A 12356-nucleotide genomic window follows, 5' to 3' on the forward strand; every position below is an offset into this window, starting at 1 on the left:
TCTTCAAAAAAGAAACGAAAAGAAGTAAAAAACAGAAGCGGAATTAAGTATATAAAAAATTCCAGTTTAAAGACTCTCGCCAAAAACATAAGTAGTGCCGACAGTGTTGAGCAGGAACTGTTCAGGCATCTCTTCGGCAAACTGGTTTATTGCTTTCCAGCCAGTGCAGTGCATGGGCACGATATGGTCAGGGCCAATCCTTTTCATTTCATCAATCGTGGGCTGGATAATAGGGTCAAAGAGTCGCCCGGTCAGATGGAAACCTCCGAGGACTGCATGAACCTTGTCTGTTCCTGTTATTTTTTTTGCGTACTCTACGGTATTGATAATCCCTGCATGGGCGCAGCCACTGATAACGACAAGCCCTTTGCCTTTCAGTTTTATCACAAGCCCCTGGTCATCCCGGAATGGGTCAGTTATCCAGTTTCCGTTAATATTAGCCTCAGCCCAGGGAAATCCTTTCTCGAATGGGATTTTGCGCTCAATCTCCCCTGTTGTGTGGATAAGACTGTCAGCAATCGGGAAAGCTTTTTTGGATTTTACAATATCAGCTCCCGATCCCTTCAGAACATCTTCATCGAGTGCGGGTATCATGGCAGGGTGCCCGATTACAGGAATATTAAAGCGGCGTTCAAGAAAGGCATCGGGATGAAGAATAAGTGGGATTTCTTTATTCTGTTTTTCACTTACGTGTTTCAAAAGCTCTGCAAGCCCGAGAAAGTGATCAGGATGTCCATGGCTAAGGGCAACAGCTTCTATTCTGCCAAGATCAGCCTTTAAAAGCTTTGCGTTACTAAAAAGGCAGGCTGGAGTAACTGCTGCATCCATCAACACGGTATGCTCCTCATTCCCGGCACATACTTTGATTAAGCACGAAAATCCGTGTTCGGCGAAAAGGATCTGCGGGAAATAAGGTAATTGAGGCCGTTTGCATACGTCAGTGCTTTCTATTTGAAATATATCCGTATAATTATCCATGAGGACTGTTATTTCCAGCCGGTCAGCTTCCCGAATATCCAGTTTATTCGTATCACTCATATTACTCATATGTAACACCCAGCAGTTTTGTCTTTCTGACTGTTTTTAGCCATTATATATGTTCAATGGCTGGAATCTTTATAAGTCTTTCAAAATTACATGTATGGGTACTGGTAATATTTCAAGCGATCCTGTGTTCCTCAATTAGCCTGTCAAGTAGTTAACCTCTATTTGTTTCTAAGTTCGTCTCTGAACTCATTTCCAGTTCATTTCTTTATCAGTCTGCACTTTCCTCGCTGCTACCGCTATCCAGTCCCCTCCTTCCCTGTAGGATTCTCCGGAAAGACTGTTCCATACCTGTTCAACTTTAAACCCATTTTTCTCAAGAATTTTGCTTATCGTCTCAAGAGAATAATCGTGTAACCAGAGCCTGTATGTTTTTACCGTTCCATCATCATCGGCGACAATATACTGGTTCAGCCAGGTATTATTTTCCGGATAATCGAATCCTTCTTCCAGCACAAGGTGCCTGCCCGGTCTCCAGAACCCGCCTTCTGAGGCATACCACCTGTTTTGGAGTCCTTCCCGCATTCGCAGCATCCTTGTGGACACGTCAAAAATGAAAAAACCCCTGTCCTTAAGTGCTCTGTGGATAAGGCTCAGAAGTATGTTCCGTTTTTCATCGGAAAAGGTACAGATTTCTCCATATGCCTGAAGTACAGCATCAAAAGTTTCCTCATACTCAATGCTGAAAAAGTCTGCACAGATATAATCGATATCCAGTCCTTCCTTTTCAGCCTGCGTGCGGGCATAGTCTATAGACCTCCGGGAGATATCGATGCCTGTAACCCTCACTCCTTCCAGGCAAAGCCTGCTGCTATACAATCCAGGTCCACAGCCAAGGTCGAGCACCCGGTCCCCTGTTTTCAGGAAGCCTGAATATGTCAGGTGGGAAACCGTTTTTTCGATTTCGGCAGTTCTCCGGCTTGCCCTGTCATGGGTCTGGTCAAGATGAGCTTCAAGCATACTTTTTGAGATGTGTGGATCGTTCCAGAACTGAAGTTCTCCGGGTTCGAAAAGAGGAGGTTTTGAGGTTTGAGAGAAGATAGATGGAAAAAGGTTATGGAGCATCTGGATATATTATTTGAAGTTATGACATATAAAAGTAATAAGATAGTATAAAGATAGTGTAAAATTTTCAGTATATTTTTTATCGTTAATTTGTCTGTGTTTTAATTTATCTGTATTATATCTCAAAGAGTTTCGATTCAGTTTTTCCCACAGGCACGAGTTCAATTTTTTTCCTTTAATAGCCAATATACCTTAATAGCCAATATAATATTTATCTCATCAACAGATACCGTCACTATGATGAGTACTATTCTCAAATAAAAGCAGGCATGAAAGGATTAAATCCAAACCTTGAAGGAGAGTTTTTACTTTCAGATGAGTAATCCAGCAGTAATCCAGCACTTCTGCTCTTAAAATAATTAACAGGATCAGTTTAAAATAAGAGAACGGAGTTTGAAATAAGATTTCCCAAAGAATAAATCAAATTTTACCGCCCATCAGGGGAGGTTGGGTGTGTATCTTGTTACAAAAAAATTACTCTAAAACAATTACACGGGACCGATACTATGGCACGCGATTTTAACGAAAAAAGAGGCGGACAGACAGGTAGACCCGGCAGAACGGGCAAGGCAGGCAAGCCAGATAGGGCAGGCAAAGCAGGTAAAACCGGCAAAACAGGCAGAAAAGGTACGGGTAAGGTGGATAAAGCTAGTGAAACTGCCTATGACAGACTGAACAGGGCTCTTGCACCCTATGAGAAAACCCTTGAGAAAAACCCTGAAGATGCAGCCGCATGGGCCGGAAAAGCCTCAGTGTTTCTAAGGCACAGGATGCATAAGGATTCTTTGAAAGCCTTCGAAAAAGCGCTCGAAATCGAACCTGAAAATCCGGCCTACCTTTATGAGAAAGGTTTCGTACTCCTCCAGCTCAACCGGGAGGAAGATGCCCTGCAGGCCTTTGACAGGTTACTTGAAATAAAGCCGGATAGCGACAAAGCCTGGAACCTTAGAACCTCAGTTCTCTGCAGGCTGGGACAGCACGAAAAAGCTCTTAAAGACTCCGAAAAAGCCCTTGCTTCAAATTCAAGACTTGCAGGTGCCTGGCACTCAAAAGGCTCTGTACTTGCTGACCTTGGCAGATATGAAGAAGCCATACAGGCTTACGATGCCGCCCTCAAAATAAACCCGAGTATGGCAAGAGCCCTGGAAGGAAAAGCTTTTGCTCTCTACAGCCTGGACAGACCGGTTGAAGCCATAATAGCATATGACTCTGCCCTCAATATAAACCCTGACAATGCAAAAACCTGGATTGGAAAAGCAATGGTCCATCTAAAGCTCGGCAAATATAAAAAAGCACTTGAGCCCTGCAACAAAGCTATCTCAATAAAACCCGATTCTGCCGATGCCTGGTACTGTAAAGGCCTGGCTCTCTCTGGGTTAGATAAGAATGAAGAGGCCCTTGGAGCCCTTGAAAGAGCCCTCAGAATCAACCCTGAACATATTGAGGCCCGGAAAACCAGAAATACCGTAAGCTCCAAACTCGGGATCGATCTTGGTGAAGAGGAAGAAGACGAAGAAGTGGAGGAGAGAAAGCCGGAAGTAAGAAGGAGCGTCTGGGCAAGAAAAGAATCCGTAAGTAAGATAATGAAGAGAACTGGAGAGCAGGCAAGAGAGTATAGAGAAGAAGAGACAAAGGGAACCGGAGGACAGGAAAGAGAGAATAGAGGTAAAGTAACCAGGAAAAATATCGGAAAAGGGAAAGAAAAGAAGTAATATTTCGTGCCTTGTATAGCTTGATAGATGAGTAACCCTTTGTATATAAACAATTTGTTAAATGCTTAGCCGCCTGTCTATGAATAGCTGGTCGGATGCTTAACTAATATCAGATAACTGGAGCCTGGCAAAAGTAGATATCTCTTTACTTCTTGCGATGCCTTTTCTTAATGCATCCAAAAATGTATCTCCGTAATTAAGGCTCTCAACTATAGTTTCCGTTATCCCTCCCTTTGTACTCATATGTTCTATGTATTTTTCCTCTTCTTTTTCAGAACCAAAAGCAGGTAAAACATTTTTTGCCCACACATGAATTTCTCTAAAACCAGTGTATTCTTTTTCGATGACTCCTATCGCATGATCTACATTCAGTCTCTTTTTATTCGCAATTAGAAGGGCCGCCGGAAGACATACTCCCACTGTAAAATTTTCAATTAAACCTGCCTTTTTTATACTTTCAAAAGTAGAAATTTTTCCTCCATAAGAGATCATAAGTTTTTCTTTGGGAAATCCACACTCAATAAGCATCTGTGCAAGAGTTTTCCCGAGATGTCCTGCTCCAATTATACTTATCGTCTCATTAATCGGAGGGACATTACCTTTCCAGACCATATAGATAAACCTTCTTTATTCCGAAGGAAAGTTTAGATGAAAGATTTTACGTTTCAGTCTCTCTAATGATTGCTTCTTGGCTTGAGTTATATCTTGCAAAAGCGGCAAAGTGCAGACATCTACATCGAAATGATAATAGTTTTAAAAATGGAAGTGATTTTCGAGTTTTTTATTTTATAACGTTTCTGTATCTCCCCTGGATTATACATCTTTATTCGCAGTTTTTCCTTTAGATGGATTTTTATATCTTGAAGTATCTTCATCCCAAAAAATTGGTCCGATATTACAGGCTCCAACAATTATTTAATAATCTGGAAGACGATTTTATGATACAAAACATTACCCAAGTGTGTAAAGCGAACCACTCGGCAGAAAATCCTTTAAGGCATGGAATGAGTGTTCTGTTAAGCACTTTTAGTGATATGGAATTTGATAGGCCTCTTTATTGCTTTACTTTACCAGGTTTCATCCTTGTAGCAGGCGGGTTATATATTAACCTTAATTCAGTACAGGCATTCTATCCTGATGGGAGCTTGAGTTTAGAATCAACTGTTGTGATACTGCTACTGCCTTTCATAGGGATCTTTATGGCTTTTATCGGAATTTTGATGCATTCGATAACCGGACTGATCAGATATAAAATGAATAACCAGAACAAATAACCAGAATGAATAACCAGAATGAATAACCAGAATGAATAACCAGAACAAATAACCAGAATGAATAACCAGAATGAATAACCAGAATGAATAACCAGAATGAATAACCCTTGAAAGCTTACGAATCCGGAAGAACATCAAGACATTTTACCAGGACATTTTTATAAATAATGTTTTATTGAAACTAAAGACGAAATATAAGAAAAGAAGCATGATCATAGAGATTTCTGTGCTTTCTGTGATTACTTATTAAATCTCGGCAACAATCACAACGTAATTTTTCCCATATTTTTCGGTACAGGCTGGATAGATAGTATTACTACATGTACTACTTTTTAATTTCCATACCCTGGCTTTTTGCATATTCCTCGAAGTCCCTGCACCATTCTCCTGTGCTGGCAAAATTAGAGTGTGAGCCTGGCAGAAGTAGAGATTTCTCTACTTCTTGCAATGCCTTTTTTTAGCGCATCCAAAAATGTATCCCCGGAATTGAGACTGTTAACTATCGCTTCAGTTATTCCTCCTTTTGTGCACATATGTTCAATGTACTTCTTCTCTTCTTTGTCGGAATCAAAATCGGGTATAACATTTTTAGCCCAGATATAAATCTCTTCAAAATCAGCGTATTCCTTTTCAATGGCTTCTATCGCATAGTCCATATCCAACCCTTTTTTGTCTGCAACCATAATGGCTGCCGGAAGACATACTCCCACTGTAAAAGTATGCATCATTTCTTCATCCTGGAGTTCATAGGCTTTTAAGCCCAGAACGGATAAAATTTCTGTTAAAGTATAATTTTGTGGATAAACCGCCGCAATACCCTTACCCTTTCTTATCGTATCCGGTCCGCTAGGCATTATTCTGAAAACATCAATACCCAGTATCTCTTCCAGCAAAACCGATGAAATACCGGCCATGCAGGAGACGACAAGGGAACTGCCTGTAAAAGGAAGGCATTTAAGCTCCTTAAGAGCCTGAGGTTTAACCGCAATAAATATGATTGTTGATCTCTGGCAGATCTCGTTATTATCGGCTATATTCTCAACAAGCTTTGCCTCTTTTATACTCTCGAAGGTGGAAGGCTTTCCACCATAAGAAACCATAAGCCTCTCTCCGGGAAATCCGCACTCAACAAATGTCCCTGCAAGAGTTCTCCCAAGGACTCCGGCCCCGATTATGCCTATAGTTTCATTAACCAAAAGAATTTCATTTCCATCCATGTAAAAAACCTTTTTATTGTAAAGAAAACTCAGAGTAGAAAAACTTAGAGCTGAAAAACTGTATTTTTCAACTCCTGCTTAATGGGACTTGTTCCTCGATGTCGAGATAAAACCCTTAATACTGAAAAAAGTTTGGTTGCTCCCTTCGCGATAAACTGTCAATCTGTCAGCAATCACTCTGGTTTATAACTTCATTATTTGTACTTCCGCAACAATCACAACGTAATTTTTCCCATATTTTTCGGCACAGGCTGGACAGGTAGTATACCACATGTACCATTTCTTGATGTCCAGGCTTTGGCTTTTTGCATAGCCTTCAAAGTCCGCACACCATTCTCCTGTTTTTTCAAAATCTCCTTCGTAAGCTTTGGTCAGGAATTTCCCACTTAACGTTACGTTGTCTGCACCTTCGACTTCCCTATCAACAGCCAGATAAATATCCATGTTACTTTCAGAGGTGTGATCCGACAGGCAGAGCCAGTCAGGCATTTCCGCGCCAGCCCTGATAACTTTCTCGTTCATCCTCATAATTACCTCTCCAAAATTAAGAGGCATGTAAAACTGCGTGATAACCGAATCTTTAATGAACTTTTTATTATTCCATTCAAAGATCTTTCCATCCCAGGGGGTGGGGTCAAACCGGGGGCAACATTCCGGAGTTTCGATTTCGCTTGTCATAAATTTTCACCCTGTTAAGTAATAACTTCTTAGGTTATTTCAGGTTTTGGTTTTGTTCTGGTCTTTTCTTTGGGGAAACTATTTCTCAATAAAATAAATTTCCGTAAAGAACCTTACGATAAAAATCAGTATAAGTAATGGATGACTTAAGATCATATAAAAGATGAGAAAACATGGAGAAGATTGTTTTAACAGAAGAAAAAGAAACTATGCTTATTCCTTTATTTGCGAAAGCAAAGGAAAGCGAAAAAAAGCACCCTGTAATTATTGACAAAAAAGCAGTTGAAATAATAAATCAAATTGATTATGATTTCACATCATTGAAAATCCCTGAGAAGACAAAATTGATGATGTGTTTAAGGGCAAAGCTTATTGATAACTTTGTTAGAGATTTCTTTTTAAAGAACGATAAAAGCATTGCTTTGCATTTAGGCTGCGGGCTTGACAGCAGATCTGACAGAATCGATAATTCTGACGTTGACTGGTACGACGTGGACTTCGAAGAAGTAATTGATATTCGCAAACATTTTTTCCGGGAAACGGATAATTATCACCTGATTCCATCCTCAGTTACGGAAAAAGAATGGCCGGAAAAAATCCCCGGGAAAATTTCAGAGGAAAACAAACAATATATAGTCATAGCCGAAGGGCTGTTCATGTATCTTAAAGAAGATGAGATTAAAACATTGATAAGTCGTCTTAAGGAGAGAATTGGCAGTTATATTCTGATTTTCGATGCTTTCAGTGTTCTTACAGCAAAAAAAGTAAAAAACCAACCCTCGATAAAGAAAACAGGTGCAACAATTTACTGGGGTATTGACAATCCTGAAGAGCTCACCGGATGGGGGCTGGGAATTCAGTTTATTGAAGAACAGTATTTTACATCAAACGAAGAAATAGAGAAGTTAGGTACTCTGACAAAGCTTATGTTTAAAATGGCAAATTTATTTTCGATCACTAAAAAAGCCCACAGAATATTAATTTATAGAGTTAGTTAATTCCATTTCTAATCAATTTCATCTGGATAAGGATCTTCTGTTCATTAACTGCGTGAAAAAATCTTTTATCCTGGTTTTAGCTGATCTTGCTATATATTACAGTTTGAAAAATGAAAGGTTTTGTAAGTTTTGGTGTGCTTTTCCAAATCTTGCTCTTGATTCTGAAGAAAATGATTCTTGAATCTATTTAAAGATTCGAGAAGACCTCTTTTGCAGTACTTATGCCGTTTAATGCAGCAGGGAATCCGGCATAAACGCACATAAGGATTATAGTCTCAATTATTTCTTCTTCTGTTAATCCGACATTCAAACCCGCTTTAATATGGAAAGCAAGTTGAGGTCTGGCAGTACCCATGGCTGTAAGTGCGGCAATTGTGGCGATCTGTCTCATTTTCACACTTAAATTTTTTCTGCTGTATATATCGCCGTAACCGTATGCAATGATATATTCAACCATGTCCGGGGCTATATCATCCAGGTTTTCCTTCAGTATTTGCACCTGGTTTTTTTCTAACCGGGATAGCTGTTCAGCTCCAATTGAAAATCTATCTCCGTTTTTATCTTCTTTAACAGGTTCAAAGGTTATTTTTCGATCTTTTATGACTTCCTTCAGTACGTTTATCGCATTTAACGAACCTGGAAACCCGCTATAACTTGACATCTGTATTATAACTTCTAATATTTCTTCTACAGAACAGCCCACGTTTAATGCCCCGTTAATATGGACATTCAATTGCGGTGCGGCATTTCCCATTGCAGTCAGTGCAGCTACAACTGCAATTTCTTTTTGCTTTAAACTGGTACCTTTCCTCGAATAAACATCTCCAAAAGAGAACTCAATAATATATTTACCCAAATCTGGAGAGATACTCTCTAAACTTTTAAATATTTCTTCCCCTATTTTTCCATCAATTTCTTTTAATTTTGACCATCCTCTTTCGTATCTTTCATTTTCCATACTATTACGCTCCAGACTATACTCCAAATTTCGTTTCAATTCTTATATAATTGGGATCTACTTCCTGGTTGAACTGTGCATGATAACTTGAAACAGTTTATCGTCCATGTTTCTAAATTAATCTGTTTCTAAATTAATCTAATTGAAATATTTTAGATATAAAACGGTACTATTTCAAAAAAATTCGCAGTTTTACCGCTCTTTCGTAACAAAAGCAGGATACTGATCTTTAGATAGCGTTCTTGTAAGTTTATCAGGATCGAAATCATAATACGTCGGGATATACTCAAACCTCAATTTTTCGTTCTCCAGATAAAACCTTATTTTTGCATCAAAGGCAACCGGGCGATAGTTATCATTGTCTGCTGGCATGTCCCTGTACAGCAGTTGCTGTTCTTTCCAGCTTAATTGACTGTTTTCCAGCTGCAAGTCACATACCCCGTAAGCAATCCCTTCCATCGTATGCTCGCGGACAGTGGAAGAAACCAATCTCATTATTCCGGTTATCCTGGAGGTACTTCTGCGCTCTGCCAGTTCGTATCGAAATACGCTTAAACCATTAAAATCTTTTTTGACTGTTCCCCTTTTTTTATCCGGATCCAGAAAGTATATTTTTTCAAGGGTGACAGTGGTCATGTCAAACCGGAGGCCGTGCTCGGACAGCACTAAATTCGAAAAAAACATTTCATCGGAATAAACCCCCTCCAGCTTACCCTCTTCAAGCTGATAAACTACTTCATCTGTAACAAGCTTTTTACCAATTACATGGTTATTTAGAAAACCGATTATTTTTTCTCTGTCGGTGCCGTAATTCAGGCAAAGTGGCTTTTTTGCTTGTGTTGTGCTCATACTTATTCGCCTAACTTTCTTTTGTTGTATTTAAACGTATAAAGCCGGCTTAAAAAATACATCATAAACCAACCACGTTATGCACTATAACCAGGCTTATATACAGAGCTATACAAAAGTTGAGTATTCCGTTAATCGAAAAGCTTCTGAATCTTATAAACTCCTTGATTGCTCCTTCCTTCAATGATAAAATACCGGCGGCCATGACCAGAAAAGATACAAATAGTGTTGCCAGGAGAAAAGGTTGCTCACGTGGATTTACCATTCCTGAAACCAGCTTAACATTTGTTTGGAAATCGGCATTACTTATTTTTATGTGATGCATCCCTGACACTTCTGGTGTAAACGAAAAGTAACCTTTAGCTCCTCTTTCAGACCCACGGGATCCTCCAATTGTGGATCCATAGAAATCTTTCTCCCAGGAACGCTCTATATTTTTTGAATCAACTATAACGATCTTTAACAGTTCAGATCTAGAGTATGGTTCCTCTGTTTTAAACACAATAGTCACCACTTCGTTTTCAGTGAGCATGACGTCATTATTGATATCTTTTGATGATCCGACAGAGTCGCTCAAAATCTCTTCACCTAAGACATATTCTCCCGCGTAAAGAAAAAGACCTGAAAGTAATAAATTAAAAACAGAAACCATCCAGATGATTTTAAAAATAGGATTAGTTAATTTATCCTGTTCTCTAATTTCGACCACCATCTATTCAATTAAAACGCTTCTCCGTGTATCTTAAACATAAGTTTTCCTGTATGAACTCCTTTTTTGATAATAGACGTAAGACCTTAGCATTTTTAAACTTTATGATTTTTTCGTGTAAATTGCTTAATAATTCATAAAAAAACAAGATGCTAGATTATTTAATGATTCACTAAACTATTTATCTCAAGATTAATTTCAGTGACGTTGGCTTTATACTAAGACACGTTTGAATGAACCCTCAACTTTTTGTATCTCTCTACAGGTTTGTTAATCCGCAAAAAATTTCGTGAAAACTTAAAAGAGAAAAGCGATGCTACAGTAAAAGGATGAAATAAATAAGGATAAATAAAGACTATCTCTTAGAACGAAACGTCTTTAGGGTCAAAATATTCGGGGTCAAAGTCTTCCCCCAGCCATTCTATTGTGTCTTCGTATTCCTCATGTTCCGGATCTTTCAGGATCTCCAGCATATTTTCATAGCCCCATATCCCGCCGATGTCTTCAGGGACGGCTGCTCTTTTTCCTGCAGTACAGACAGGATACTCCACCTCTTCTTTTCTCGGAAGGATTTTTTCAAGCCGGACTTTTACCTGCCAGTTGTCTCCGAAATCGTATCTGTATAGAGCTTCCTTATTTTCCAGCGTGAAGTAGTTAGAGATTTTAGTTTTCTTCTCAGGCACGAGTGACTCATCATAGAAATCTTCATAATCGTCGCTTTTTGTCCCTATCCTGTCAAGTTTCCCGGTCTTCAGGTTCAGCATTTCGAATTCATGCAGATGGTAATCCTCCCAGTTCATCGCAGCCTGGATAGCATAATGAAGGTCCAAGAAGGTATAATTTTCCGGTACCTGGATCCGCCGCCAGATCTGAGGGACAATACCCTTCATGGAAAGCTTTAACTGATATATATTTTTAAAGGTATTTTTCATAGTTATTCATCCGAATAAACATCTGATAACTTCCACTAACATCCGCTAATATCCGTAAACCGATAACGATTAAATGGATTTTTTTATGGCATGAAGTGGGGGAAAATCCCTAATAGTTTCTAAACATTCATCTATGGATAGGCCTTTAAAAATTTCAAACCACTTCCCTGTGTGCCTCATATATGAAAGATTGAAAAGGCCATCTCCAGCATATTCCATGCGTGCAAACTTTGTTTCAAAAGATGAAGATATAGCCTGCGGGCCTGGGCATGCGTATGTCGCACAGAAATAAAAGGAGCTGCGGTACCACTTCGTATAAACGTCCACTATATAGTTAAAACGCATATCTTCCGGGGGAGATTTAATGTATTCCGGTTTTTAAAATGATTCTACTAGTTCCCTTGCTTTCGTTTCTACTTCTAGTTTAACATCTTCTGGCACTTTAGGTTTTGGAAACTTTTGTGGATAAAAAACCCAGAATTTTTGTCTTCGATCCATAGTATTCCTAATATTATACTGGGCATTATTATTTCTTCCCCTATTTCTCCATCGATTTCTTTTAGTTTCAACCATCCTCTTTCATATCTTTCATTTTCCATAGTATTACACCTCAGATCCTGTGTTAATCTTTATTTTGATGGAATTTTCTCTCGAATCTATTAGAACTCACAGGAACCTGGGGTAAGAAAAGTTTCAATCCCTGTTTTGGTGGATTTTGCTCGCGAATCTTAGATCTTTTGGAGATAAATTGGTTTCATGTAAGATTGATTTTTCCTGAGGGATTATAGTTTTTGTTGCCTAGTGACCGGAATATTTTTGAGTTATTATTTTTCTTCAAATAATATCTATTAACCCAAAAACTGGATTTAAAATACAAAAATATGATTAAGATAAGAACATAAAATAAAAACAATTTTTTA

At 38.8% G+C, this 12356-nt stretch carries 15 protein-coding genes; 3 read left to right on the forward strand and 12 right to left on the reverse strand.

Annotation, left to right across the window (positions count from 1 at the left end; translation table 11 throughout):
- Positions 1-66: 66 nt before the first annotated feature.
- Positions 67-1038: an MBL fold metallo-hydrolase gene (locus MSHOH_RS10295; protein ID WP_048143364.1), complete on the reverse strand. Its 972-nt coding sequence runs from the start codon at positions 1036-1038 to the stop codon at positions 67-69.
- 195 nt (positions 1039-1233) lie between these two features.
- Complete coding sequence (locus MSHOH_RS10300; RefSeq protein ID WP_052730813.1) at positions 1234-2109, reverse strand: SAM-dependent methyltransferase; 876 nt, start codon at positions 2107-2109, stop codon at positions 1234-1236.
- A 506-nt stretch (positions 2110-2615) separates the two neighbouring features.
- Between MSHOH_RS10300 and MSHOH_RS10305 the strand changes: the two genes are divergently transcribed.
- Complete coding sequence (locus MSHOH_RS10305; RefSeq protein ID WP_048139427.1) at positions 2616-3821, forward strand: tetratricopeptide repeat protein; 1206 nt, start codon at positions 2616-2618, stop codon at positions 3819-3821.
- 99 nt (positions 3822-3920) lie between these two features.
- Here the strand turns inward: MSHOH_RS10305 and MSHOH_RS10310 are convergent, their stop codons facing one another.
- Complete coding sequence (locus MSHOH_RS10310; protein ID WP_048139429.1) at positions 3921-4433, reverse strand: NAD(P)-binding domain-containing protein; 513 nt, start codon at positions 4431-4433, stop codon at positions 3921-3923.
- 392 nt (positions 4434-4825) lie between these two features.
- Between MSHOH_RS10310 and MSHOH_RS24310 the strand changes: the two genes are divergently transcribed.
- Complete coding sequence (locus MSHOH_RS24310) at positions 4826-5095, forward strand: hypothetical protein (RefSeq protein WP_239451326.1); 270 nt, start codon at positions 4826-4828, stop codon at positions 5093-5095.
- A 246-nt stretch (positions 5096-5341) separates the two neighbouring features.
- On the opposite strand, the gene MSHOH_RS24315 is transcribed toward MSHOH_RS24310, so the two are convergent.
- The 3 genes from MSHOH_RS24315 to MSHOH_RS10325 form a co-directional block, all read right to left on the reverse strand.
- Complete coding sequence (locus MSHOH_RS24315; RefSeq protein WP_162197586.1) at positions 5342-5494, reverse strand: hypothetical protein; 153 nt, start codon at positions 5492-5494, stop codon at positions 5342-5344.
- Positions 5495-5496: 2 nt separating this feature from the next.
- Positions 5497-6312: a pyrroline-5-carboxylate reductase family protein gene (locus MSHOH_RS10320; protein WP_048139431.1), complete on the reverse strand. Its 816-nt coding sequence runs from the start codon at positions 6310-6312 to the stop codon at positions 5497-5499.
- 183 nt (positions 6313-6495) lie between these two features.
- Positions 6496-6990: a hydrolase gene (locus MSHOH_RS10325; protein WP_048139433.1), complete on the reverse strand. Its 495-nt coding sequence runs from the start codon at positions 6988-6990 to the stop codon at positions 6496-6498.
- Between the two features lie 173 nt (positions 6991-7163).
- On the opposite strand from MSHOH_RS10325, the gene MSHOH_RS10330 reads away from it, so the two are divergent.
- Positions 7164-7988, forward strand: a complete 825-nt coding sequence (locus tag MSHOH_RS10330) for a class I SAM-dependent methyltransferase (protein WP_204245412.1) — start codon at positions 7164-7166, stop codon at positions 7986-7988.
- Positions 7989-8175: 187 nt separating this feature from the next.
- Here the strand turns inward: MSHOH_RS10330 and MSHOH_RS10335 are convergent, their stop codons facing one another.
- The 6 genes from MSHOH_RS10335 to MSHOH_RS24320 all read right to left on the reverse strand — a co-directional run bounded on the left by MSHOH_RS10335 (position 8176) and on the right by MSHOH_RS24320 (position 12035).
- A complete protein-coding gene (locus MSHOH_RS10335; protein WP_048139435.1) occupies positions 8176-8946 on the reverse strand; it encodes a carboxymuconolactone decarboxylase family protein in 771 nt (256 codons plus the stop codon).
- A gap of 192 nt (positions 8947-9138) precedes the next feature.
- Positions 9139-9795 carry a hypothetical protein gene (locus tag MSHOH_RS10340; protein WP_048139437.1) on the reverse strand — a complete coding sequence of 219 codons (657 nt, stop codon included), beginning with the start codon at positions 9793-9795 and terminating at the stop codon, positions 9139-9141.
- 61 nt (positions 9796-9856) lie between these two features.
- A complete protein-coding gene (locus MSHOH_RS10345) occupies positions 9857-10507 on the reverse strand; it encodes a hypothetical protein (protein ID WP_048139439.1) in 651 nt (216 codons plus the stop codon).
- A gap of 359 nt (positions 10508-10866) precedes the next feature.
- Positions 10867-11436: a plasmid pRiA4b ORF-3 family protein gene (locus tag MSHOH_RS10350; RefSeq protein ID WP_048139440.1), complete on the reverse strand. Its 570-nt coding sequence runs from the start codon at positions 11434-11436 to the stop codon at positions 10867-10869.
- Between the two features lie 69 nt (positions 11437-11505).
- Complete coding sequence (locus MSHOH_RS26135; protein WP_449405453.1) at positions 11506-11781, reverse strand: DUF3024 domain-containing protein; 276 nt, start codon at positions 11779-11781, stop codon at positions 11506-11508.
- A gap of 74 nt (positions 11782-11855) precedes the next feature.
- Positions 11856-12035, reverse strand: coding sequence for a hypothetical protein (locus MSHOH_RS24320; RefSeq protein ID WP_048139442.1), 180 nt, complete (start codon positions 12033-12035; stop codon positions 11856-11858).
- Between the last annotated feature and the right edge of the window lie 321 nt (positions 12036-12356).

This window comes from Methanosarcina horonobensis HB-1 = JCM 15518 (genome assembly GCF_000970285.1).
In the GTDB taxonomy this organism is placed as follows: Archaea; Halobacteriota; Methanosarcinia; order Methanosarcinales; family Methanosarcinaceae; genus Methanosarcina; species Methanosarcina horonobensis.